Consider the following 22,810-nt stretch of genomic DNA (forward strand, 5'->3'; position numbering starts at 1 on the left):
CATGCAGACCAATCTGAGCGAAGCAGCACAAGGCCTGGCCCGCGGCGCAGAAGCCGAGCGCATTCTGCGCTCCTGCGTGCACTGTGGTTTCTGCACCGCCACCTGCCCCACCTACCAACTCCTGGGCGACGAGCTGGATGGGCCACGTGGCCGGATCTACCTGATCAAGCAAGTGCTGGAAGGCGCGCCGGTCACCGCCAGCACCCAACTGCATCTGGACCGCTGCCTGACATGCCGCAACTGCGAAAGTACTTGCCCCTCAGGCGTGCAATACCACGACCTGCTGGACATCGGCCGCGCCGTGGTCGAGGCACAGGTACCCCGCCCGCTCGGTCAACGCCTGCTACGTGGCGCGCTGCGCGCCGTGGTGCCACGGCCAACCCTGTTCCAGGCGCTGACTCGCAGCGGCCAGGTACTGCGCCCGCTGCTACCGGCGGGTCTAAAAACCAAATTGCCTGCAAGCGTGACAGCGCCAGGCCTGCGCCCGGCACCGCGGCACAACCGTCGCGTGCTCTTGCTTGAAGGCTGCGTACAAGCAGCATTCTCACCCAACACCAACAGCGCCACCGCACGCGTGCTCGATCGCCTCGGCATCAGTGTCGAGCCAAGCCCGGCGGCGGGCTGCTGCGGTTCGGTGGAGTATCACTTGAACGCCCAAGAGCAGGGTTTGCAACGCGCCCGGAACAACATCGATGCCTGGTGGCCGGCGGTTGAGGCCGGCGCTGAAGCCATTGTGCAGACCGCCAGCGGCTGCGGCGCGTTTATCCATGAGTACGGCCACTTGCTTGCCCACGACCCGCTGTACGCCGGCAAAGCCGCCCGCATCAGCGCCCTCGCCCGTGACCTGGTGGAGGTTGTGCGCGACGAGCCGCTGGAGCAGCTCGGCCTGTGCCGCGAACAACGGCTGGCGTTCCACTGCCCCTGCACGCTGCAACATGCGCTCAAACTCGGCGGTGCGGTGGAAGCCGTGTTGACACGGCTGGGCTTCAGCCTCACCAGCGTGCCGGACGGGCACCTGTGCTGTGGCTCGGCAGGTACCTACTCGCTGACCCAGCCCGAGTTGGCCCGGCAACTACGCGATAATCGCCTGGACGCGCTGGAAAGCGGCAAACCGCAGATCATCGCCACTGCCAATATCGGCTGTCAGACCCATCTCGACGGCGCGGGCCGCACGCCTGTGCGGCACTGGATCGAAATCGTCGAGCAAGCGTTGACCGCGCAGGGCTGATCAACTCGCTTGATCTGTTTTCAAGAGTGGCGCAAAAACGCTCTGGAAACGTACCCTGCAGCCGTAATACCAAAGTGCCATGCGTCGGTTTTCGCCACGCGCGTCCACTGTTTTTGCATACCATGCGCACATTGATGCAGTCATACCGTATATCGGAGTTGTCTACCTCAGGAAGAGGCCCGCACGTTCAAGCCATTTCTGCCTCTGGCGAGATGTTGATACCCAGCCATCAAGAGGCACCCGCAATGAACATTTCCAGCACCGGCGAAACCCCTTCCCCTGGGTGCCGCCACTGTCGTGACAGCGAACCGCTGCCGTTTGCCATCAGCATGGCATTCCAGCCGATCATCGACGCGTCAAGTTCGGCCGTATTCGCCTACGAGTCCTTGGTCCGCGGCACCGATGGCAGCGGTGCCAAGAGCATCCTCGACCAGGTCACTCAGGCCAATCGCTACAAGTTCGACCAGTCGTGCCGAGTCAAGGCGGTGGAGCTGGCCACCAAGCTCGCGCTGCCGACCTACCTGAGCATCAACTTCCTGCCCAACGCGGTGTATCAGCCAGCCGCGTGTATCCGCGCCACGCTCGATGCTGCTCAGCGCTTCAACTTCCCTACCAATCGGATCATCTTCGAATTCACTGAAAACGAAAGCATGGTCGACAAGCAGCACCTGCGCGGCATTGTGCTCGAGTACCAGAAGCTTGGCTTCAAGACCGCGATCGACGACTTCGGAGCTGGCTATTCAGGGCTGGGTCTGCTGGCAGAGTTTCAGCCAGACATCATCAAGATCGACATGGAGCTGATCCGCGATATTCACCAGAGCCGCGCACGCTGCGCGATTGTCGACGGCATCGTCGGTATCTGCCGCAAGCTCGACATCACGGTGATCGCCGAAGGTATCGAGCGCGTCGAGGAGTACCTGACACTGCGCAGCCTGGGCGTCAATCTGTTCCAGGGCTATCTGTTTGCCCGCCCTGGCTTCGAGACACTGCCGGACGTGCATTGGCCTGGCCGCGAAACTGTCTGCTAGAGCAGGTATCCTGAGCATTCAGACGCGCTCGGGAACGCTCCATGGAACTGCACATTCGCCTCGAAGGGGGCAAAGGCCTTGCCGATCAGCTCTATCAGCAGCTGCGCGCCGGTATCGACAGCGGCCACCTTGCGGCGGGTAGCCAACTGCCGCCAACGCGCTTGCTGGCCGAGCAATTGGGCGTGTCGCGCAAGACCGTTGCCGAGGCCTATTCGCGCCTGACCTACGACAACCTGCTCAACGCCGTGGTTGGCCGCGGCACATTCATCAGCCAGCGGCGCGCGCCTCAGGCAACCCCTACGGCGGTGGTCGAACTGGCGGCCAGCGCGTCGCTGCAACGCTGGCAGCAACGGGCAACGGTGCTCGCCAGGCCCGGTTTGGACAGCCCGTCGCGCTATGACTTCATCGGTGGCGCTTCGACCAAGGCACAGTTCCCGTTCGACCAATGGCGCAGCTGCATGCAGTACGCCCTGCGCCGCAGCCAGCGCCACCCCGAACGGCAATTCCATGCCCAGGGCCTGGCGGAGCTGCGCGAAGCCATCGCCCATCACATTGCCTACGCCCGCGGCGTGCATTGCAGCGCGGCTGATATCCTGGTCTGCAACGGCGCCCAGCAAGCGCTGGACCTGATCGCCCGGGTGCTGATCGAACCGGGCTGTCGAGTGGCCATGGAAGACCCCGGCTATTCGCCGGCGCGCCAGCTGTTTCTCGCTTTGGGCGCTCAACTGCAATCGGTGCCGGTGGATGAGCAAGGCCTGTGCATTGAACAGATCGAGCGTGGCACGCGGCTGATCTATGTGACGCCATCGCATCAATTTCCGCTGGGCATGCCGATGAGCGAAGCACGCCGCCAGGCCTTGCTGGACAAGGCCGCTGAGCTGGGCGCGCTGATCATCGAAGACGACTATGACTGTGAGTTCCGCTATCAGGGACCAACCAGCGACGCCCTGCAGCGGCTAGACCGGCACGGCCTGGTGGCGTATGTCGGGACCTTTTCCAAGACCTTGCTGCCGGAATTGCGCCTCGGCTATGCGGTGCTGCCGCCCGCGGTACTGAGCGCCGCCTGCGTGGCCAAGCACCTGAGCGATCTGCACAGCCCGGCCCTGCAACAGTGGGCACTGGCGCGGTTTATCAACGAGGGCTACCTGAGCAAGCACATCCGCCGTTGCCACGAAATATACAGCGCCCGCCGCGGGCGGATCCTGCAGCGTTTGCAGGGGGACCTGGCGCCATGGTTCAGTGCGGTGCCGGCCAATGCTGGCTTCCACATGAGCGCGCTGGCCAGCCCCACTGTCGATGTCGAGTTGCTGATCAAGCTGGTGCGCAAGGTCGAGGTCGGCCTGTATTCGCTGGCGCCGTTCTTCAGCGAGGTGCCCGTACGCCCTGGCCTGCTACTGGGCTTCGGCGCCATCGAGCTACTGGATATCGACCCGGCGCTGGACCGGGTCGCCGATACCCTGCGCCAGATCAGCTGAGCGGCTGCACCTCGGCACCACGTGCTGGCCGGGCCATCGCGCCAGCGTAGCCCTGCGGGACGAACCGAGCGGTGACCAGCAACATGGCCACTACCGTCAGCGTGAGCAAGGTCCATGAGGCCTCAAAGTCGCCGGTGACATCGCGCAGCCAGCCGGTGATGTACGGCACGATGCCGGTAATGATAAAGCCGATACCTTGCACGAAAGCCGCCAGGCTTCCCGCCTCTGCCGGAGTTTTCAGATGCTCCAGAGTCAAGGTCAGGCTCAGGCTGAAACATGAGCCCAGACCAAAACCGATCAAGCCGACCCACAACCCCATCGCGCTGTTGGGTGCCAGCAGCAGCCCGCTGAAGCCGCACAGTTGCACCAGCAACGCCAGCCACAGGCCAGGCCGGCGATCCACCAGATGGCGCAACAGCCATGGCATCCCCAGCGCGCCGATGACCTGGAACACGGTCATCAAACCGACCAGGTCACCCCCGCCCTGAGCGGTGCCGCCGTGCTCCAGGTGATAGGCCGGCAGCCACGCCACCATGCTCGTATAACCGCCGTTGATCAGGCCGAAGTACAGTGCGAGCAACCACGCCCGGCGATTGCCGAACCAGTGCCCGCGCGCCGCGCCCGGTGCCTGTGCAGGCGCCTGGCGTGGACGCAACACGCCCCAGGCAAGCATTGCCAGCAGCGCCGGCACTGCCCAGATGCCAAGGCCGACCTGCCAGCGCTGAAAGTACTCGCTGATGTGCGGGCCAAGCACCGCCGCCAGGCCGCCGCCGGTCATCAACGCCGCTGAATAAAGGCCCATGCTGGTTGCCAGCCGCTGCGGGAACCAGCGGTTGACCAACCCCGGCATCATGCCTTGCACCAGCGCCACGCCGATCCCGGCCAGCAAAGCACTGACGATAAGCGCCCAGGCGCTGGCCACCTGCAAACGCCACAGGCATGCCGCAGCGATGGCGCCCAAGCCGAACAGCATGCCGCCATGCTCACTCAGCCAGCGTCGCAGCCAGGGCTGGGTCAAGGGCACCAGGCCCATGCACAGCACCGGCAACGCAGTCAGCAGCGCCGCTTGCTGATAGCCAAGGCCGGTACTGGCGCGCATCGCTTCAAGCAACGGCCCGATGCTGGTCAGGATCGGCCGCAGATTAAGCGCCAGGAGCATGATCAGCAGCAGGTTCAATGCACCTCTCATACCTGCTGGGCCTGCTGCCATTGTTGATACAGGCCAGCCTCGCCCTGCGGCTTGAGTGGCCGCAAAGGCAGGCTTTGCTGTTGCGCCGGCTTGGCCATTTCAGCGTATACGGCAGCGGTCGACAGGCCGAAGGCAGCGCCCTCGTCGTTGTCGTAGGCAAACCATGCACGCTCGATGCCGCACAGGTGCATGGCCGCCAGACACATCGGGCACGGGTGACCGCTGGCGTAGACCTCTGCGCCGTCCAGGCGCGCGGTGCCGAGCACCTGCGACGCCTGGCGGATAGCCTGCATTTCGGCATGGGCAGTTGGGTCCTGGCTGCTGTGGATCTCATTGACGGCACGCGCCACTACCCGACCTTGATAGACCAGCACAGCCCCGAACGGACGGCCGCCGGCCTGAATATTCTCTCGGGCCAGATCCAGCGCTTCGCGCATATGGCTTGGGTTGGACATGAATGAATCTCCGGTAAGCGATGCGCTGATTATCCCGACTCCAGGGTCAAGGCTGAAATGAAGAGATTGGATGCCTGTCAGTGGCCACCTGAATAGCGCCATTGGCCTCCTGGCAAAGCCGGGGATTGGCTATCGGGCGCCACGCTGCACGGCGCTAAGCTTTGCGCAACAGCCCGCCAGCCGGCGGCCTCTAGCACCTACCGGAGCCAAACCATGCACAGTCGCCTTGAATGGGCCAAACACGCGCCCGAAGCCTACAAAGCCATGCTCAGCCTGGAGCAGGCGCTGGCCAACAGTGGCCTGGAAACCTCGCTGCTCGAGCTGATCCGCCTGCGCGCCTCGCAGATCAACGGCTGCGCCTACTGCGTCAACCTGCACAGCAATGATGCGCGCAAGGCCGGCGAAACCGAGGCCCGTTTACAAACCTTGCTGGTCTGGCAGGAAACCCACTACTTCACCCCTCGCGAGCGGGCGGCGCTGGCCTGGGTCGAGAGCCTGACCAAGTTGCCTGAACACGGTGCGCCGCAAGCCCAGTATCAAGCGCTGCAGGAGCATTTCGAGCCTGCCGAAGTGGTCAACCTGACGCTGGCAATTGCCACCATCAACGCCTGGAATCGTTTCGGCGTAGGGTTCGCCATGATCCCGGCCTGAGCTGCGGTTACTCGCGTCCGAGCAGCCGCGAGCGGTAGCTACCAGGGCTGTGCCCGGTCCATTTCTTGAACGCGCGGTGAAACGCGCTGGGCTCCTGGAAACCGGTCTGCTCGGCGATTTCAGCAACGCTCAAGCGGCCCTCGCGCAGGCGTTCGAAGGCCATCGCCCGACGTACTTCGTCCTTGATCTGCTGGTATGAGCGCCCTTCGCGCTGCAACTGCCGGCGAAAGCTGCTGGCGCTCAAACCCTGCTGCTCTGCCAGGCCGACCAGCGTCGGCCACTCGCCATAATCGCGGGCCTTGAGGTGGCGATAAACCTTCGCCACCAGGCCGTTCTGATTGCGAAAGCGAATGACCAGTCCTTGCGGCGCAGTGCGCAAAAAAGTCTTCAGGGCGGCCAGGTCCTGCACTACGGGCAGGCGCAGGTCGGCACTGTTGAACTCCACCTCGGTACGGCCACTGCCCAGGCGCAGGTCAGCGCCCCACAGCAGCGTGTCGTCTTCCAGTGGCGGACGTGCAATGGCCAGCTCGGTGCGTTCGATCTGCAACCGGCGCCCGCCCAACCAGCACAGCAGACCGACCACCAGCACCAGATAGGTTTCCTCGGCATACCCCCGGGTCAGTGGATCGGCAATGCTCGACTGCACGCTGATCACTGTGCGCGAGCCACGTACGCTGATCGAGCCACGCAGGTCGCGCAGAAACAGGCCGAAATTGCCCAGGCACTGACGCAGTGCCTTGTCCAGGCTGGGCTCCTGGATCAACCCCCGGCAGATCAAGGCAAAGCTGCCCAGCGGCATGCCATGGCTGTCGAGGCGGAAAAATTCGTCGTCCAGCACCTGAATCAAACTTAACCAGAGCTGGGCAAAGGCCTTGGCCGGCACCCGTGCCTCCGGGTCTTCAAGCAGCTCAGGGGGTATGCCGACGGCGCGCAACTGTGCATCGCGCAACTGCGGCTGATCAGCCAGGGCATGCAGCATGGCCTGGAGAAAATACACCGCGACCGAATCGCTATCGCGCATGGCTGGGGTTCGCTTGTCTATGCTGAGTGGCAAAAAACGCCAGGTTGAATGAGCAGATCCGACATAGGCCGCCAGGCAGGCATTGCCTAGACTCGGGCCATCCACAGATGGCGGCCATTCTCGCAGAGCCTGGCCCCGTCCCGCTACGCCTTCGCAACTGGAGCCCGCCATGAGCAGTACAGAAATCTACGTAGTCAGTGCCGTCCGTTCCGCCATCGGAGGCTTTGGCGGTGCCCTCAAGGACCTGCCGCTGGCCGACCTCGCCACGGCGCTGGCCCGTGCCGCCATCGAGCGCTCCGGCGTGGCTGCCGAGCAGATTGGTCATGTGGTGATGGGCAACGTCATCCCCACCGAAGCCCGCGATGCCTATCTGGGCCGAGTGGCGGCGATGAATGCCGGCATTCCCAAGGAAACCCCGGCCTTCAACGTCAACCGCCTGTGCGGTTCGGGCCTGCAAGCGATCGTCTCGGCCGCGCAAAGCTTGCTGCTGGGCGACACCGATATCGCCCTGGCGGCCGGCGCCGAGTCGATGAGCCGCGCGCCGTACCTGCTGCCACAGGCGCGCTGGGGCGCACGCATGGGGGATCTGCAAGGCATCGATTATCTGGTCGGTGTGCTGCAGGACCCGTTCGAGCATTTCCACATGGGCATCACCGCCGAGAACGTCGCGGCCAAGCACGGCATCACCCGGCAGATGCAGGACGAGCTGGCGCTGACCAGCCAGCAACGCGCCGCCCGGGCGATTGCCGAAGGCCGTTTTGACAGCCAGATCGTGCCGCTGGAACTGAAAACCCGCAAAGGCCCAGTGCAGTTCGCCGTCGACGAGCATGTGCGCGGCGATGTCAGCGCCGAGCAGTTGGCTGCGATGAAGACTGTGTTCAAGGAGGACGGTACGGTCACCGCAGGCAATGCCAGCGGTATCAACGACGGCGCCGCCGGCCTGGTGCTGGCCACCGGTGAAGCGGTACGCCGGCTGGGCCTCAAGCCGCTGGCGCGGTTGGTAGCCTACGCACACGCCGGCGTCGAGCCGGCGCTGATGGGCCTGGGACCGATTCCGGCTACGCAAAAAGCGCTGCAAAAGGCCGGCCTGACGGTCAATGACCTGGATGTGATCGAGTCCAACGAGGCGTTTGCCGCGCAAGCCTGCGCAGTGGCTCGCGCGCTGGACTTCGACCCAGAGAAGGTCAACCCGAACGGCTCGGGCATCTCGCTCGGTCACCCGGTCGGCGCCACCGGTGCAATCATTGCTACCAAAGCCATCCATGAACTGCAGCGGGTGCAAGGCCGTTATGCCCTGGCGACCATGTGCATCGGCGGCGGTCAAGGCATCGCTGTCGTCTTTGAACGCGTATAAGGAGCGGCTTTGTGAGCATTGAACGGATTGCAGTGATTGGCGCCGGGACCATGGGTAACGGCATTGCCCAGGTGTGCGCAGTGGCGGGCTATCAAGTGCTGCTGATCGACGTCAGCGATGCTGCGCTGGAGCGCGGTATGGCGACCTTGAGCAAGAACCTTGAACGCCAGGTCAGCAAGGGCACGCTGGAGGCCGAAAAGGCTGCTGCGGCTAGTGGCCGGATTCGTACCAGCACCGATTATGCAGACCTGCGCGAGGTGCAGTTGTTGATTGAGGCTGCGACCGAAAACCTCGAGTTGAAGCAGCGCATCCTGCAACAGGCCGCGGCCAACGTCAGTAGCGCTTGCCTGATCGCGACCAACACCTCATCGCTGTCGGTAACCCAGCTGGCCGCCAGCATCGAGCACCCCGAGCGTTTTATCGGCGTGCACTTCTTCAACCCGGTGCCAATGATGGCGCTGGTGGAAATCATCCGTGGTTTGCAGACAGACGACAGCACCTACGCCCAGGCTCTGGTGGTGACCGAAAAGCTCGGCAAGACGCCGATCACAGCTGGCAACCGTCCGGGCTTTGTGGTCAACCGGATCCTGCTGCCGATGATCAACGAAGCGATCTTCGTGCGCCAGGAAGGCCTGGCCAGCGCTGAGGACATCGACACCGGCATGCGTCTGGGCTGCAACCAGCCTATCGGCCCGCTGGCGTTAGCCGACCTGATCGGCCTGGACACCGTGCTGGCGATCATGGAGGCATTCGTCGACGGCTTCAACGACAGCAAGTACCGCCCTGCTCCGCTGCTGCGGGAAATGGTCGCGGCCGGTTACCTTGGCCGCAAAAGCGGTCGCGGCTTCTTCACCTACTGAGGAGCGCCTGCCATGTCGGCCAATGCCGCCCTGCGCTGCAGCAATTTTGACGAGCGTCGCGACAAGGCCATGGCACTGTTCGCCGCCAAGGGCTTTGGCCAGGTCAGCATGCGTGAGCTGGCGGCGCATGTTGGCCTGACTGCAGGCTCGTTGTATCACCATTTTCCGAGCAAGCAGGATTTGCTCTATGACCTGATCGAAGAGCTGTACGAGGAGCTGCAGGCGACCCTCGACCAGGGCCGCAAGGCCTTGGCCCGAGGCAAGCCGGCGCTGCCTGCGGTGATCGCAGCGCACTGGCAACTGCACGCCGAGCGCGGCTTGCAGTTTCGCCTGGCCGAACGCGACCTGTGTTGCCTGAGCGATGAACAGCAGGCGCGGCTGGCGCTGGTTCGCCTGCGTTATCAGGCGGGCTTGCTGAAGTTGGTGGCACCACAGACACGCCTCAGTGGTCCGGCGCTGGCGGCCACCGGGCAAGCGCTCGGTACCCTGCTCAATCAACTGCCTGGCTGGCTACAGGGCCGCGGGTTGCCCGAGGATGAGGGCCTGCGCTTGATGCAGAGCCTGCTGCTGGGCGGTATCGAGCGCACCCTCAAAGATGCGGTCATATAGCCGCAACAGAGTCTTATATTCCCAATAAGTCGTTTATTTAGATTTTTTAGTGCGCTTCAATCTAACGAATTCTGTTGGACTGGAGCCGCAACTTGAGCATTTCGCCGCACCCGGGAGCTGATCCCAAACCTTTGCTGTTTGCCCTGTATGAACAAGCCAGTGTCGGCTGTGGCGGTGCGCCGAGCCTGTGGACCCACCCGGCCGACGAACGCCTGGGCATCAACTCGTTGAGCTATTGGTCGAACCTGGCGCGAATCGCCGATCAGGCCAACCTCGACATGCTGTTCTTTGCCGATGTGCTGGGCTTCTACGATGGCTATGGCGGCACAGCCGACGCGGCCCTCAAGTGGGCCGTCGAAGCGCCTGCCAATGATCCGCTGATGATCATCCCGGCGTTGGCTGCAGTGACTGAAAACCTCGCCTTCGGGGTCACCGTCAGCACCAGCTACGAACATCCCTTCACCCATGCCCGGCGCTTCAGCACGCTGGATCACCTGAGCAATGGCCGGGTTGGCTGGAACATCGTCACCTCTTACCTGAACAGTGCCGCGCGCAACTTCGGCCTGGAACAGATGATCAAGCACAATGACCGCTACGAGCGTGCCGAAGAATTCCTTGATGTGGTCTACAAGCTGTGGGAAGGCAGCTGGGCGCAGGACGCGGTGGTCGCCGACAAGTCCCGCCAACTCTATGCCCAGGGTGAACGCGTGCGGCCGATCAACCATGTTGGCGAACACTACCGCGTCGCCGGCCCGCACCTCAGCTCACCGTCGCCGCAACGAACCCCGCTGCTGATCCAGGCCGGCTGGTCCGGGCGCGGGCGCGAGTTTGCCGCCAAGCACGCCGAGCTGATCTTCATCGCCAAATCCAACCCGCTGGAAATCCGTCAGGGTCTGGATGAAATATGGGCTCAAGCGCAGGCCCGTGGTCGCCAGGCCGACGATGTAAAGTCGCTGACGGTGCTGCGGATCGTCACCGCCAAGACTGAAATCGAGGCGCAGCGCAAATACGAGCAACTGCAGAGCAACTACCACCTGCAAGCGCAACTGGTGAGCTATGCCGGCGACACGGGCATCGACATCAGCCGCTATGCCGACAACGAACCCCTGGCGACCCACACCGAAGGCCTGACCTCGTACATGATGCGCCCTGACGGCAGCGGCAAGCCGCTGACCGCTGGCGATGTCAAACAGCGCTTTGCCAGCGTCACCCGAGGCACCGACCTGATCCTGGTCGGCACGCCTGAGCAGGTAGCGCAGCGCATCGAGGAGCACGCAGCAATCTCCGGCACCAGCGGCTACATGATCAACCCGCTGATCAGCCCAGGCAGCCTGGAAGACTTTGTCGAACTGGTGATCCCGGCCTTGCAGAAACGTGGCCTGTACCGCACCCAGCCACAAAGCGGCACCTTGCGTTCACGCCTGCGCAATGACGGCTCCAGCTACCTGCCGGCTTCGGCCCATGGCGCGTCGTTCCGTTTTGCCTGATCAGCAGTAGGAGCATGGTGCGCATAGCTGTAGGATGGCGGCTCGTTGAATCATCTGTGGTCTTTGCAATGAACAAATTGATCCTGCCTGTCGCCATCTTTTTCAGCGTCATCCTTGCCGGCAAGGTGGCCGAGCACTACGCCGTCGAGGGCAGCTGGCGCATCGGCTTGCTGTGCCTGGTTGCAGTAGTCGTGCAGATCGTGGTCAGCCGCATCCAGCGCGCCCGTCGCGAGAACGCCGCGTCGTAATGCCATTGGTCAGTGGCAGAGTCGACAGCGCGAAGACGCGTGCGCAACGCGCCAACATCAAGCTACCGCCGGCTGAGGCGTGGCTAATCGCCGTCGAGCGCGGCGAACACCGCTGCGCTCAACTGTTGGACTGACCACGGTTTCATCAGAAAACGCTGGTCAGCGCCCAGATCGCTACTCCGAAGGGCATGCCCGGAAGTAACCAGAACAGGCGTGGCGGGCCAGCGCTGGCGCACCATCGCCGCCAATTCCAGCCCTTTGATATCTCCCGGCAAGGAGTGGTCGACAATCACCAGCGAGTATTGATCCTGACGCTTGAGCAATGCCATCAGGCCATCCTCGGCGTTGGCGAACGCCGAACATTGCGCCCCCAGTTCGCTGAGGATTGCGCACATCAACTCCTGCAACAGGGGCTCATCCTCGATCACCAGTATCGACTTGCCGGCCAGCACCGCACCTTCGGACGTGAATTTCACCGGGATTCCTCGATCTCGCTGCTCCCTGACGGCTGTTCGAGAGCAGCTGCCGGGCCTGCCCCTGCGAGCCGCCAGCGCACGTTCTCCAACCCGTAGCGTTCAGCCATGGGCCGGCTGACATGTTTTATATTGTGCTGACCGAAGCGCGGGATGAGCGCAATCCCGGCATCACAGCCCGCCCAGTGCCACGCCAAGGCATTGTCCATCCGCTCCAGTCGGATAACGAAGTTGCGCTCGGCGCCGCGAAGTGTGTATTCAACGATGTATAACTTTTGACCCAACATTGTGCAGTCCTCCCCTAAGTATTTAGGACTGCCTGGCAATTCTGAAAATTCACTAATTTACAGTTTCATTTACATTCTCCAGCGTGCGCGGCGCTTTCTTGTACATAATAAATATATTGTACAAATAACAGGCCCAATTCGTTTCATAAGGGCAGCCCTGGCGTTTGATGAACTGCGCCATGCCAGTCGCGGTCAATCCTAGCGAAGACAATCGAAATCGAGGTCATGGATGGAGTCGTTCGAGTTGCAACGCATGCTGCTGGGCGACCTGCCCTGGACGTTTCTGCTGGAAGTCGCCTGCCGTGTACTGGCCGCGTTTCTAGCGGTGTTCTTGTTCCTCAAGTTCAGTGGCCGACGTGGGATCAAGCAACTCTCGCGTTTTGAGTTGGTGGTGATTCTGACCTTGGGTTCCGCTGCGGGTGATGTCACATTTTATGAAGATGTGCCACTACTGCCTGTTGCGCTGGTATTTGTGACACTGCTACTGCTCTATCGGGTAACCATCTACATCATGACGCGTAGTAAAACCTGTGAAGCCTGGATCGATGGTGTACCCATTACCGTAGTGAAAGACGGCATCTATGAAATCCACTCACTGCGCAACTTGAATATCTCGTCCAAAGAATTGTTCATGGAGTTGCGCCAGCAAGGCGTCGAACATCTGGGCCAGGTCAGGCTTGGACTTCTGGAAACGGACGGCGATGTCAGTCTGTACTTCTACACCGCCGAAGAAACCCGGCCCGGCCTGTCGGTTCTGCCTGATGAGCATCGCCCGGAGTACAAGGTACCACCCGGCCCTGGGCTGTACTGCTGTGTAAGCTGCGGCCTGAGCGTATTCCACGACAGCGCCGAACAGCGCTCATGCGCGCGCTGCGGGCATGGCGTGTGGTCACCCGCCCTGACTACCGTGCGCAACCTTTGATGGGCGGGGTGTCGGCCTTGCGTTAGGCGATGAAAATACGCACGCAAAGCCCGCCGCCCTGGCGGTTGCTCAAGAGCAGGCTGCCCTGATGATTTTCTGCGATGCGCTTGGCGATGCTCAGCCCCAGCCCGTAACCGCCGGACTGGCAATTACGCGAGTGATCACCGCGCACGAAGGGCTGAGTGATGACCTGCAGCTGGCTGTCGGCAATGCCCGGGCCGCGGTCGTCGACCTGGATCAGCACGCCCTGCTCGGTCCGTTCCAGTCGCACCTCGACCTGCTGAGCATAACGCAGGGCATTGACCAGTACGTTCTGGATGCAGCGCAGCAACAGCACCTCATTGGCATAGACCGCGCCAGCATGGCCGCTGATGGGCAGGCGCTCTTCAGCACTGCACAGCTCGGCGCAGGCGCTGCGCACCAGCCGGTCGACATCGATGATCTGGCAGGTGTGCTGCTTGGCACTTTCCAAGTAGTCCAGCACCTGGGCGATCATCTGGTCCATCTGCTGGATATTGAGCTTCAGGCGCTGGCTGTCCGGGCTGTCGCCCATGCGCTCTACGCGCAGGCGCATGCGGGTCAAGGGCGTGCGTAAGTCGTGGGATACCGCGGCCAGGAAAAAGCTCTGGTCATTGACCATGGCGATAATCCGCTGCTGCATGGCATTGAACGTATGCGCCGCCTGGCGCACCTCTGAAGGCCCTTCTACCCGCAGCGGCGGTTGCTCCAGGCTCTCGCCCAGCGCCCGCGCAGCGTCGCTCATCCTGCGCAGCGGTTGCAGGCACAACCGCACCGCCAGCCAGCACACGGCGAGCACTGCGAGGATGCGCAGGACGTACACCCTGATTACGTAATCGGCTATCAGCGCCCAGGCCGACTCACCACTCCAGCCCTGCAGCTCTTGGCCGCTGACCTGCAGCCAGTGGCCGTCGGCCAAGGCCACGGCAAAGCGCACATGGGCCATGGCCGTCTGCAAACCGAACAGGCTCGGCCAGGTAACCGGCTGCCCTTGCGGGTCGGTGAGCTCGACACTCAGCACCCGCACCCTCTGCTCACGGCCAAGCTCGTACGCCAGGGCCTGCTCGAGCAACAGACCGGTTCGGCGCAGGCCCTTGTGCCGCTCAGCTGTGCTGGGGGACTGCACGCAGCTGGCCTGATAATGCGCCGGTGCCTGAATGGTCACCACGGGGTCACAGCCGGCCGTGTCCAGCAGCGGCGCAGTGCGGCTGGCGATCAGCCGCACCGGCGCCTCGAGCACTTGGGCAAAGCGCACGTCAAACCAGATGCTGCTCGACAGCAGCTGAATCGCCACCGTGCCGCTGACCATGATCAGGGTCAGCTGGCCAAACAGCGATTTCGGCCAAAGCCGCTGGAGTGATGTGCGCAGGCGTGTGCGCGGGTGTTCAGTGTCGCGCATCTGCAGCGCCGAGGCTCAAAAGGTAGCCCTCGTTACGTACAGTCAGTATCTGCACTTCGCCTTGGGGCGCAGCCTTAAGCAGTTGGCGAAGACGGCTGATGCACATGTCGATGGAGCGATCATCTGCGGTGTAATCGCGACCCATCGCACTGCGCGTCAGATGCTCGCGGGTCAGCACCTGGTCGGGCGCAGCCAGCAGTTCGCGCAGGACCCGGAAGTCCGAGCGCGGCAAGGTGCAGGCCGTACCATCGGCGGCCGTGAGCAGACGTTTGACAGGATCAAGGCGATAGCCGGCAAAGCGCTGTGGCAGATCCGGCCGTTGCTCGGCTGCAGCGTCGGCGCGCGCTGAACGGCGCAGCACGGCCTTGATCCGGGCGAGCAATTCGCGCGGTTCGAACGGCTTGGCCAGGTAATCGTCGGCGCCTACCTCAAGGCCAATGATGCGGTCGAACGCCGTGCCCTTGGCCGACAGCATGATCACGCTCAAGCCAGGTTTGGCCTGGAGTTGCCGGCACAGGCTCAAGCCATCTTCGCCAGGCAGCATCACGTCGAGCACCACCAGGTCCACCGGTTCCCGTGCCAACTGCTGCCACATCTCGCTGCCACTGGCGGCGGCCAGTACCCGATCGCCGCTTTCGCTCAAGTAATCGCAGAGCAGTTCGCGGATCTCGTCATCGTCATCGACCACCAGAAACGTTCTCGCCGACGCAAGCCGGGCGACCTCCGCACGGCCGATAAAACCTTCATTACATTCCATTACATACCCATACAAGCCGCTGATAGAGCGCGCAGAAGCGATGCATAAAATGCTAGCAAAAATCATCTGCGAATACGATGAATTACCAATTGCACAGCAGGGCATCATGACCAGTCATTCCGCGCATACACCGCTTGCGATCGCAAGCAAACACCCACGTCTGTACTGCCGCCGCTCGCCATTGCCCCTGGCAATCGGCCTGGCCCTAGGCAGCCTAAGCCTGCACGCCAACGCCGAGAGGGTCGTCGAACTGGATGCGGTCAACGTCGATGGCCAGATGCCGGTTGAGAACAGCACCGAACAGTTGGGCTATACCGTCAACAGCACCACCAGCTCCACCGGGCTGAAGCTCAAACCCCGCGAGACGCCGCAGTCAGTCACGACGATCACCCAGGCGCAAATGGCGGATCGACAGATCACCAACATCGAGCAGGCGCTGGATACCACGCCCGGCGTCAGCATGAGCAAAATGGAAGTTGGCGGCCGTACCGAGTACCGCGCGCGTGGTTACCCGATCACCAACTGGAAGGCAGACGGCTTGCAGTTCCCCGGCGGCTCGGACTTCAGCGGCGCAGGCACGGCGCTGAACATGGACATGTATGAACGCATCGATATCGTCCGGGGCGCCAACGGCCTGATGGGCGGCACCGGTGACCCATCGGCCACCGTCAACCTGATTCGCAAGCGTCCAGGCAAGGAATTTGGCGGTAGTGCCTACATCACTTACGGCAGCTGGGACAAACGCCGCTTGGGCGCCGACCTGAACCTGCCGGTGACGGAAGACGGCAGGCTGCGCTCGCGGCTGGTGATGACCCAGCAGGATGCCAACTCGTTCCGCGACAATCAGTCCGAGCGTTCGCGCGCGGCACTGGCCAGCTTCGAGTTCGACTTGAGTGATGCCACCACCCTGGGCGCTGGTTACCAGTACGAATACAGCAAGATTGTTGGCGGTGGCTGGGGCGCGAACATTCCGATCTGGTACGGCGACGGCAGCAAGACCAAGCTGCCGCGCAGCAGCAACCTGGTGCCCAGCTGGAGCTTTGGCGAGTACGAAACGCGCACCACCTTCGGCTCGCTGGAGCATCACTTCGACAACGACTGGAGCCTGAACCTGAAGGCGGCGCAGAGCACCACCGACGCGCTCAACCACCGCGGCCTGGCCAAGGTCAACTCGGTCGGCCGCGGCGTATATGGCGGCTACTGGAACCAGGACGGCAGCGGCGCGGTGCTCAACGGCCTGCACAGCTCGACCGACACGACCCAGCAATCGGCGCAGATCGATGTCAGCGGCCCGTTCGAACTGCTTGGTCGCAGCCATCAAGCCATGCTCGGCTACAGCGACAGCCGCACGGTTGCCTGGTCGCCGCAGTACACCTGCAACATGGTCAGCGCCGACCGCACCAGCGCCAACACCCTCGGCTGCCAGTTCCGCGCCAACAACGGCTTCCCGATCAGCAACTGGCATGATGGCGTGGACGACGATTACGCCATCAATGCCTACAAGACCGGCCTGCACAGCAAGACCACCACCCGTCTGCAGGGCATGTACGCGGCGACACGCCTGAGCATTACCGACCCGCTGTCGGTGATTGTCGGCGCCCGCGTCAGCAATTACAGCAGCACTACCCGCAGTACCGCAGGCGTGCGCAGTAACCAGGAAGAAAACGGCATCGTCACGCCGTACCTGGGAGCAGTCTATGACCTCAACGACAATTACTCGCTGTACGCCAGCTACACCGATATTTTCACCCCGCAGAGCGAAGAAAGCGTCAGCGGCAGCAAGATCGAGCCAATTCGTGGCCAAAGCTATGAAAGCGGCATCAAGGGCGAATGGCTGGGAGGCCTGGTCAACGCCCAGGCGGCGTACTTCCTGACCCGTCAGGAAAACAAGGCCGTCACCGACAGCGACAATCTGACGCCAACCGGCGCCCAGGCCTACAAGGCCGGTTCAGGGGTGGAAACCGACGGTATCGATCTGGAAGTTTCGGGTGCCCTTACTCCGGACTGGAACCTTTATGCCGGCTACACCTATCTGCATTTGCGCAGGCTCGATGCGGACGGTCGCAGCGACCCGTCGCACCTGTTCAAGGCCTCGACCACCTATCGCCTGTCTGGCCCACTCGATCGTTTGACCGTCGGAACCGGCGTTACCGCGCAGACCAACATCCGCGCCAACTCCACCCCCGCTGGCCAGCCCAGCAACGGCGTAAGCCGCGCTGCCACGGACGTCAACTGGTCGGGTTATGCGATCTGGAGTGCGATGGCCAAATACGACATCAATGACGATGTCTCGCTGACGCTCAATGCCAACAACCTGTTCGACAAGCATTACTACACCCGCTACGGGTTCTATGCCGGTGCCATCTATGGTGACCCGCGCAGCCTGTCGTTGACGTTGAAGACGGCTTTTTAGGGATAACCCGCTCAGACGCCTTTGGCCATGTCAGCTCACAGACTTCTCGGGGCGCAAAGTGCACGTTTATCGACTGGCTTTATTCAGCCTTGGATTCGACGTCGACGGCCTCACCGATCGCATAGAAGTGGCCGCCAGCGACATAGTGCAGGCTGCGCAAGTTGGGATCAGCAGTCTCGAAGTGCCAGTGCCCGTCACGAAACACCCGCGTATCGGCCCAGGCCGCTACGACCTCGGCAATGAACAGATCGTAGCGATCCTGGTTGTGCGGCTCCGGGATCAGGCGGCAGGCAAGCCAGGCTGAACACCCCGCAACCAATGGCAGATCGTGGCCGGGCACAGCAAACAGCTCGACCGCGCTGCGCGCCAGTTTGTCCGGTTGCTCGAGCAAGCTACGGTGGCCGACCTGGAAGGTAAGCTCAGCCTGCGCTACGGTCGGAATCTGGATCACGAACTGGCCACTCTGCTCGACCAGCTCACGAGTCTTGGCGATTTTATCCAGCACCACCGTCAACTTGGGCGGCGAGAAGTCCAGCGCACACGCCCAGGCCGCAGCCATCACGTTGTCCACGCCAGCATGGCGAGCAGAGACCAGGACCGTCGGGCCGTGGTTGAGCAGCCTGTAGGCTTTTTCCAGCGCGACTGCTGCAATGTGTTCATTCATGGGTACATGCTCCAGCTGTCCGAGCGCATCGACTGCGCGCCCGGAGCATTGATTCAAGCCGAAGGCTGGCTCTCGAAATGTGCCAGCAGGCTGTCATGGCCAGCTACGATCAATTCGCGGATAGCCTCGACCTGCTGGCCTTGCGGGTCCAGCCCGCGATGATCGGAGCTGGCAGACCATTGGATCACAGTCTTGCTCTCGGTGCAGAGAGCAGATTCAGGGCGCTACATGGGTGTGGTAAATCTTGCTGATCACTTTCCATTCACCTTCGACTTTCAGCAGATTGAAAAATCGGTGAAGCAGAAACCGGAAATACCATTGGTATCGATCCGCACGCTGGCGGCAGTACCCACAATATCAACATTGACAATCACACCTTGGGCTTCGGGCGAAGGTCGGAAAGATGGTTTGTCGATGGTGTCGAACAACTCCTGAATGGCGCCCCCGACCAACTTGTTGTTGCCATCAAGCCCAAAAATAGTGGCCTGATCGCTGAAGGCCGGCTGCATGATACGGCTGCCCGCTTGCTTGCCGCCTTCGTTGTATTTGTTCAGCACTGCAACGATGGCGCTATATTCAACGACGAAGTTAGATTTGCTCACGGTTATTCAGTATGAGACGGGTCGAAAGCGCTGAAAAAGTCAGTTCAAGAGGTGTTGGCTGTTTGTCATTGCTACATCAAAAGGCTGTTCCGAATGGGTAACCTTGACCAGCAACGACACCTAGCCAAAGCTGATAAATACCTTCAGCCAGGACCGTTGGCGGCGAAGCCGCGCTGATCGAGCCATCCGCCTGGCCTTGCTCGACCATGCTGGTGATTCTCTGCATGCGTCAGTGAATCGACGCGCCCCAGGTATTCGCTGAAGTATTCCTCGAGCAGCGCCTGACCGAACTCCTCCTTGGAGCGGAAGTAGTGGTAGAACGAGCCTTTCGGCACTCCAGCCGTAGCCAGCAGTTCGCTGAGGCCGACCGCGGTGTAACCTTTTTGGATCATCAGCGACCTGGCGACATCGATGATGTGTTGACGCGTGTCTGATTGGGATTCTTCATAGGGCGCAGACGCTACCAAAAATGGCAGTCTTCGTCAGGGCCCACTGCCGCGCCGCCCTACGCAGCTAGGCGACACGTTTGCCGAGCCGCTGCTCCTTGATCAAATGCCGTGCTCGCCCTCCCCCCCAGGCCAATGCGTGCGTCATTGATTCTCCAGGACGAGAATCGTAAGCCTCCTCGTGCAGCGACATTCCGCTCGCGGCATAGATCCCGATGAACAACTGCGTCTGGCCAGTGCGTGCCAAGCGCACCTGAACGTCGATCATGACGCCACTCTCGAGCTTTTCGTCATGACCTCGATGGTGCAGCGCGGGGTCGGCCCAACTCCAGAACACATCACCGCGAATTCGCATGGCATCCTCCTGCGACTTTAATCCTATCGTTACCCAACATAGCGCTTCAGGTTGTCGAATCAACTACATCAGTGCAAACAGGGTAACGTTCTGATAAACGGCAAAAAAACTTATACAAAACGAAGAGTTTTGCATAACGCCGGATATCTAATTGATTCACCGTTGCATGCAGTGCAACTCCCGCATAAATATTTCCAACGCCTTGGGACCGATACCGTCGAAGCTGAGCAACTATTGACTCAGGCGAGCTGCATCCACTTTGACGTTAAGGTCCAAATAGTTAACCATTGCCCACGACCAGCGCGTGATACGCCGCAAGTGCCACCGACTAACGAATCCGTTTACCAACGAGGAAGCTCGCCAGCAGCCACTTGTACAAGCCGGCATAGTCGTGGCTCAGATCGATGCCCAGGCTTGCGGAGCCGACCTCCATCACTCCTCGCCGCTGACAGCACTTTGAACCGGCCGAATTTGCCATCGTCCAGTTCCGTTGCCTGCCAGGTTCAGCGACACAACAATTGCGGTACAGGGCGCGAATGCCTCAGTCCAGGGCATGCCGCATATCGCACCATGACCATTCGCACTGAACTCCACGAGCAAGCATGGCCTCTCCTGCGTAATCACGCGTGATCCGACCGGGTCTGCATGGCAACTTTCAGCTCAGGGACAGCTCATGGAACATCGACCAACACTTCGAACTGAACGCGCCGGGCCGCCGCTGTCCGCGACAGGTAGCAGTAGCACCGTGCATGACAGCGAGTTGCGCTTCCGCGCACAGGTCAGTGCCAGCAGTACCACCCTCTACCGCATGAGTCCCGACTGGACTCAGATGCATGAGTTGACCGGCCAGGGCTTTCTCGAAGAGACCGCTCAGCCATGCCAGGGCTGGATCGAGAAATACATTCCAGACGCAGACCGCACCCAGGTGTTGGCGGCGGTCGAGCAAGCGATCCGCACCCAATCCGTGTTCGAACTGGAGCATCGAGTGTTACTCGCCGACGGCAGTTTTGGATGGACCCACTCCAGAGCGGTGCCTATTTTTGACCAGTCCGGCGAGCTCATCGAGTGGTTTGGTGCAGCCAGCGACCTGACCGAGCGCCACCGCAGCCAGGCACGGCTCGATGAGAGCGAAGCGGCCTTCGAGCTTCTGGCCAACACCATGCCGCAGCTGGCGTGGGTATGCGATGCCCTAGGCAGTGTGGTGTTCGTCAACAACCGCTGGCAGGAATATTTCGGCGCGGCGGTCGATGGTGCGGGTAACGGGCTGATGACGCATGCTGGTGTTCACCCTGAGGACGTTGGCAAAACAGTGCAAGATTTCGCACTGGCCCGGGCGAGCGGGCAGGACTTCACGACCGAACATCGCCTCTGCGGGCAAAACGGCACCTACCGCTGGTTCATGGTCCGCGCTACGCCCTATCGAGAGCCGCATTCAGGGCAGATCCTGCGCTGGTACGGCACTTCCATCGACGTGCATGACCGGCATGACGCAGAAGACCAACTGCGTAACTTCAACGAACAGCTGGAAGTTGAGGTGCAAGCGCGCTCACGCGACCTGCTCGCCGCCGAGGCGCAACTGCGGCAAATGCAGAAGCTTGAAGCCATCGGCCAGCTCACCGGTGGCGTGGCCCATGACTTCAACAACATTCTAACCATCATCCGCAACGCAGCAGAGTTGCTGCGGCGCAATCCCGGCGCGGGCGACAAGCAACACCGTTTCATCGACCTGATCCTGGAAACTGCTGACCGAGCGACCAAACTCACCGGGCAACTGCTGGCCTTCGCCCGCCGCCAGACATTGAAGCCAGAAACCTTTCTGGCGGCGCAGCGCGTGCAGCAAATTGCCGAGATGCTGCGCAGCATGGTCGGGGCGAACATTCGTATCGAGCTGTCACTTCCAGAGCAGGACCACTACGTCAACACCGATCCAAATCAATTCGAGACGGCGCTGGTCAATCTGGTAATCAATGCCCGCGATGCAATGCAGGGCGCGGGCGACATAACGCTGGCAGTGAGTGCCGCACCTGCGCTTTCTTCGCCAGCCAGTGCACCGACTGTGATCATCAGCGTTACTGACCAAGGGCATGGCATCGATGCGGCCAACCTTGAACGGGTGTTCGAACCCTTCTTCACCACCAAAGCCGTCGGCAAGGGCACTGGCCTGGGGCTGTCCCAGGTGTATGGTTTCGTCAATCAGTCCGGTGGCCAGGTCAGCGTCGAGAGCGAGCTGGGAACGGGCACGACGATGAGGATCGCGCTGCCCGCAGCAACCCCGCCTCCCCCTTCGCAACAAGAGATTGCAGTGCCATTGGCAGTAAACGACGCTCAGGTGCTGCTGGTGGAAGACAACGCACAGGTTGGCGAAATTACCGTCAGCCTGCTCCAGGAACTTGGCTACAAGACCCAGTTGGTGAGCAGCGCAGCAGCCGCTATCGAGCTGCTGCAAGGCCGACACCCGCCAGTTGACGTGGTGCTCTCCGACGTAGTGATGCCGGGCATGACCGGGCTGGAACTGGCTGATGTGATCAGCGAGCGCTGGCCGGGATTGCCGGTGGTGCTTGCCAGTGGTTACAGCAGCGCCCTTTCCCAGGGTTCCCAGCGCCACCCTCAGCTACTGAAAAAACCTTACGCGATCGACGACCTGCTCAAGGCCCTGAACCACGCGTTGCAGCGCTGAACGAGCCATGCCAGCGCTGTGCGCTGAACTGGTGCGCCCTGCCCTCCCGTGCAAATTCTGAGTGCAACGTAAGTGAACAGCGTCCAATAGAGTTACTCGCCAGCGCGAGTCGGGCGGGTGCTGGGCGAGTTATGGCCCGCTGTTTGCTAGTTCACCTGCGCAGTCAACGAAGACTGCACCTAATACGACAAA

General features: G+C 61.8%; 22 protein-coding genes and 2 pseudogenes. 12 read left to right on the forward strand and 12 right to left on the reverse strand.

From position 1 onward, the window contains the following. The first annotated feature begins 1 nt into the window (after position 1). The 3 genes from glcF (at position 2) to ACIOAU_RS05950 (ending at position 3,731) form a co-directional block, all read left to right on the forward strand. A complete protein-coding gene (gene glcF / locus ACIOAU_RS05940; RefSeq protein ID WP_150569413.1) occupies positions 2-1,228 on the forward strand; it encodes a glycolate oxidase subunit GlcF in 1,227 nt (408 codons plus the stop codon). Positions 1,229-1,473: 245 nt separating this feature from the next. Then, positions 1,474-2,256, forward strand: a complete 783-nt coding sequence (locus tag ACIOAU_RS05945; RefSeq protein ID WP_188035826.1) for an EAL domain-containing protein — start codon at positions 1,474-1,476, stop codon at positions 2,254-2,256. 41 nt (positions 2,257-2,297) lie between these two features. Further along, complete coding sequence (locus tag ACIOAU_RS05950) at positions 2,298-3,731, forward strand: PLP-dependent aminotransferase family protein (RefSeq protein WP_150569414.1); 1,434 nt, start codon at positions 2,298-2,300, stop codon at positions 3,729-3,731. Here the strand turns inward: ACIOAU_RS05950 and ACIOAU_RS05955 are convergent. Together ACIOAU_RS05955 and ACIOAU_RS05960 are read right to left on the reverse strand one after the other, a co-directional pair. Next, positions 3,724-4,920 (reverse strand): CynX/NimT family MFS transporter, encoded by a 1,197-nt coding sequence (locus tag ACIOAU_RS05955; protein WP_150569415.1) that lies wholly within the window; start codon positions 4,918-4,920, stop codon positions 3,724-3,726. The genes ACIOAU_RS05950 and ACIOAU_RS05955 overlap by 8 nt on opposite strands. Continuing rightward, complete coding sequence (locus ACIOAU_RS05960) at positions 4,917-5,375, reverse strand: nucleoside deaminase (protein ID WP_150569416.1); 459 nt, start codon at positions 5,373-5,375, stop codon at positions 4,917-4,919. The genes ACIOAU_RS05955 and ACIOAU_RS05960 overlap by 4 nt, the downstream gene beginning before the upstream one ends. 213 nt (positions 5,376-5,588) lie before the next feature. Here ACIOAU_RS05960 and ACIOAU_RS05965 point away from each other — a divergent pair, with 213 nt between their 5' ends. Further along, complete coding sequence (locus ACIOAU_RS05965; RefSeq protein ID WP_150569417.1) at positions 5,589-6,026, forward strand: carboxymuconolactone decarboxylase family protein; 438 nt, start codon at positions 5,589-5,591, stop codon at positions 6,024-6,026. Between the two features lie 7 nt (positions 6,027-6,033). On the opposite strand, the gene ACIOAU_RS05970 is transcribed toward ACIOAU_RS05965, so the two are convergent. Next, positions 6,034-7,047: an AraC family transcriptional regulator gene (locus tag ACIOAU_RS05970; RefSeq protein ID WP_101318934.1), complete on the reverse strand. Its 1,014-nt coding sequence runs from the start codon at positions 7,045-7,047 to the stop codon at positions 6,034-6,036. Between the two features lie 169 nt (positions 7,048-7,216). On the opposite strand from ACIOAU_RS05970, the gene ACIOAU_RS05975 reads away from it, so the two are divergent. From ACIOAU_RS05975 to ACIOAU_RS05995, 5 genes are all read left to right on the forward strand, one after another. Beyond that, a complete protein-coding gene (locus tag ACIOAU_RS05975) occupies positions 7,217-8,401 on the forward strand; it encodes an acetyl-CoA C-acyltransferase family protein (protein ID WP_150569418.1) in 1,185 nt (394 codons plus the stop codon). Positions 8,402-8,412: 11 nt separating this feature from the next. Next, positions 8,413-9,261, forward strand: coding sequence for a 3-hydroxybutyryl-CoA dehydrogenase (locus ACIOAU_RS05980; RefSeq protein ID WP_150569419.1), 849 nt, complete (start codon positions 8,413-8,415; stop codon positions 9,259-9,261). A 12-nt stretch (positions 9,262-9,273) separates the two neighbouring features. Beyond that, complete coding sequence (locus ACIOAU_RS05985) at positions 9,274-9,870, forward strand: TetR/AcrR family transcriptional regulator (protein WP_150569420.1); 597 nt, start codon at positions 9,274-9,276, stop codon at positions 9,868-9,870. Positions 9,871-9,968: 98 nt separating this feature from the next. After that, on the forward strand, positions 9,969-11,357 hold the full coding sequence (locus ACIOAU_RS05990; RefSeq protein WP_150569631.1) for an LLM class flavin-dependent oxidoreductase: 1,389 nt from the start codon (positions 9,969-9,971) through the stop codon (positions 11,355-11,357). Positions 11,358-11,425: 68 nt separating this feature from the next. Then, on the forward strand, positions 11,426-11,605 hold the full coding sequence (locus ACIOAU_RS05995; protein ID WP_150569421.1) for a hypothetical protein: 180 nt from the start codon (positions 11,426-11,428) through the stop codon (positions 11,603-11,605). 83 nt (positions 11,606-11,688) lie between these two features. Here ACIOAU_RS05995 and ACIOAU_RS06000 read toward each other — a convergent pair whose 3' ends face one another. Further along, positions 11,689-12,081 (reverse strand): response regulator, encoded by a 393-nt coding sequence (locus ACIOAU_RS06000; RefSeq protein ID WP_150569422.1) that lies wholly within the window; start codon positions 12,079-12,081, stop codon positions 11,689-11,691. Next, a complete protein-coding gene (locus tag ACIOAU_RS06005) occupies positions 12,078-12,365 on the reverse strand; it encodes a DUF6555 family protein (protein ID WP_150569423.1) in 288 nt (95 codons plus the stop codon). Before ACIOAU_RS06005 ends, ACIOAU_RS06000 begins: the two co-directional genes overlap by 4 nt. A 229-nt stretch (positions 12,366-12,594) precedes the next feature. Between ACIOAU_RS06005 and ACIOAU_RS06010 the strand changes: the two genes are divergently transcribed. After that, positions 12,595-13,287, forward strand: coding sequence for a DUF421 domain-containing protein (locus tag ACIOAU_RS06010; RefSeq protein WP_150569424.1), 693 nt, complete (start codon positions 12,595-12,597; stop codon positions 13,285-13,287). Between the two features lie 22 nt (positions 13,288-13,309). On the opposite strand, the gene ACIOAU_RS06015 is transcribed toward ACIOAU_RS06010, so the two are convergent. Together ACIOAU_RS06015 and ACIOAU_RS06020 are read right to left on the reverse strand one after the other, a co-directional pair. Next, positions 13,310-14,704, reverse strand: a complete 1,395-nt coding sequence (locus ACIOAU_RS06015) for an ATP-binding protein (protein WP_150569425.1) — start codon at positions 14,702-14,704, stop codon at positions 13,310-13,312. Beyond that, positions 14,691-15,461 carry a response regulator gene (locus ACIOAU_RS06020; protein ID WP_150569426.1) on the reverse strand — a complete coding sequence of 257 codons (771 nt, stop codon included), beginning with the start codon at positions 15,459-15,461 and terminating at the stop codon, positions 14,691-14,693. The genes ACIOAU_RS06015 and ACIOAU_RS06020 overlap by 14 nt, the downstream gene beginning before the upstream one ends. A gap of 106 nt (positions 15,462-15,567) precedes the next feature. On the opposite strand from ACIOAU_RS06020, the gene ACIOAU_RS06025 reads away from it, so the two are divergent. Continuing rightward, entirely contained in the window at positions 15,568-17,874 is a 2,307-nt protein-coding gene (locus ACIOAU_RS06025; RefSeq protein ID WP_188035820.1) for a TonB-dependent siderophore receptor, read from the forward strand. 79 nt (positions 17,875-17,953) lie between these two features. Here ACIOAU_RS06025 and ACIOAU_RS06030 read toward each other — a convergent pair whose 3' ends face one another. The 5 genes and pseudogenes from ACIOAU_RS06030 to ACIOAU_RS06050 all read right to left on the reverse strand — a co-directional run bounded on the left by ACIOAU_RS06030 (position 17,954) and on the right by ACIOAU_RS06050 (position 19,941). Next, a complete protein-coding gene (locus ACIOAU_RS06030) occupies positions 17,954-18,538 on the reverse strand; it encodes a flavin reductase family protein (protein WP_188035819.1) in 585 nt (194 codons plus the stop codon). A 53-nt stretch (positions 18,539-18,591) separates the two neighbouring features. Further along, on the reverse strand, positions 18,592-18,726 hold the full coding sequence (locus ACIOAU_RS06035) for a hypothetical protein (RefSeq protein WP_259074005.1): 135 nt from the start codon (positions 18,724-18,726) through the stop codon (positions 18,592-18,594). Positions 18,727-18,754: 28 nt separating this feature from the next. Next, positions 18,755-19,140 (reverse strand): annotated as a pseudogene (locus ACIOAU_RS06040) (nuclear transport factor 2 family protein). A gap of 39 nt (positions 19,141-19,179) precedes the next feature. After that, positions 19,180-19,532 (reverse strand): annotated as a pseudogene (locus tag ACIOAU_RS06045) (TetR family transcriptional regulator). Between the two features lie 121 nt (positions 19,533-19,653). Next, positions 19,654-19,941 (reverse strand): hypothetical protein, encoded by a 288-nt coding sequence (locus ACIOAU_RS06050; RefSeq protein ID WP_401180646.1) that lies wholly within the window; start codon positions 19,939-19,941, stop codon positions 19,654-19,656. Between the two features lie 745 nt (positions 19,942-20,686). On the opposite strand from ACIOAU_RS06050, the gene ACIOAU_RS06055 reads away from it, so the two are divergent. Then, the gene (locus tag ACIOAU_RS06055) at positions 20,687-22,618 is read left to right on the forward strand and encodes a PAS domain-containing protein (RefSeq protein WP_401180649.1); all 1,932 of its coding nucleotides are present in this window, start codon (positions 20,687-20,689) and stop codon (positions 22,616-22,618) included. The last annotated feature ends 192 nt before the right edge of the window (positions 22,619-22,810 follow it).

It is taken from the genome of Pseudomonas sp. NPDC088322 (genome assembly GCF_044740745.1).
GTDB classification, from domain to species: Bacteria; Pseudomonadota; Gammaproteobacteria; order Pseudomonadales; family Pseudomonadaceae; genus Aquipseudomonas; species Aquipseudomonas shirazensis.

Excerpts from the sequence above, each read along its gene's own strand:
- glcF (WP_150569413.1), top strand. The coding sequence starts at position 2 with ATGCAGACCAATCTGAGCGAAGCAGCACAAGGCCTGGCCCGCGGCGCA.
- ACIOAU_RS05945 (WP_188035826.1), top strand. The coding sequence starts at position 1,474 with ATGAACATTTCCAGCACCGGCGAAACCCCTTCCCCTGGGTGCCGCCAC.
- ACIOAU_RS05950 (WP_150569414.1), top strand. The coding sequence starts at position 2,298 with ATGGAACTGCACATTCGCCTCGAAGGGGGCAAAGGCCTTGCCGATCAG.
- ACIOAU_RS05955 (WP_150569415.1), bottom strand. The coding sequence starts at position 4,920 with ATGAGAGGTGCATTGAACCTGCTGCTGATCATGCTCCTGGCGCTTAAT.
- ACIOAU_RS05960 (WP_150569416.1), bottom strand. The coding sequence starts at position 5,375 with ATGTCCAACCCAAGCCATATGCGCGAAGCGCTGGATCTGGCCCGAGAG.
- ACIOAU_RS05965 (WP_150569417.1), top strand. The coding sequence starts at position 5,589 with ATGCACAGTCGCCTTGAATGGGCCAAACACGCGCCCGAAGCCTACAAA.
- ACIOAU_RS05970 (WP_101318934.1), bottom strand. The coding sequence starts at position 7,047 with ATGCGCGATAGCGATTCGGTCGCGGTGTATTTTCTCCAGGCCATGCTG.
- ACIOAU_RS05975 (WP_150569418.1), top strand. The coding sequence starts at position 7,217 with ATGAGCAGTACAGAAATCTACGTAGTCAGTGCCGTCCGTTCCGCCATC.
- ACIOAU_RS05985 (WP_150569420.1), top strand. The coding sequence starts at position 9,274 with ATGTCGGCCAATGCCGCCCTGCGCTGCAGCAATTTTGACGAGCGTCGC.
- ACIOAU_RS05995 (WP_150569421.1), top strand. The coding sequence starts at position 11,426 with ATGAACAAATTGATCCTGCCTGTCGCCATCTTTTTCAGCGTCATCCTT.
- ACIOAU_RS06005 (WP_150569423.1), bottom strand. The coding sequence starts at position 12,365 with ATGTTGGGTCAAAAGTTATACATCGTTGAATACACACTTCGCGGCGCC.
- ACIOAU_RS06010 (WP_150569424.1), top strand. The coding sequence starts at position 12,595 with ATGGAGTCGTTCGAGTTGCAACGCATGCTGCTGGGCGACCTGCCCTGG.
- ACIOAU_RS06015 (WP_150569425.1), bottom strand. The coding sequence starts at position 14,704 with ATGCGCGACACTGAACACCCGCGCACACGCCTGCGCACATCACTCCAG.
- ACIOAU_RS06020 (WP_150569426.1), bottom strand. The coding sequence starts at position 15,461 with ATGGAATGTAATGAAGGTTTTATCGGCCGTGCGGAGGTCGCCCGGCTT.
- ACIOAU_RS06025 (WP_188035820.1), top strand. The coding sequence starts at position 15,568 with ATGACCAGTCATTCCGCGCATACACCGCTTGCGATCGCAAGCAAACAC.
- ACIOAU_RS06030 (WP_188035819.1), bottom strand. The coding sequence starts at position 18,538 with ATGAATGAACACATTGCAGCAGTCGCGCTGGAAAAAGCCTACAGGCTG.
- ACIOAU_RS06050 (WP_401180646.1), bottom strand. The coding sequence starts at position 19,941 with ATGCGAATTCGCGGTGATGTGTTCTGGAGTTGGGCCGACCCCGCGCTG.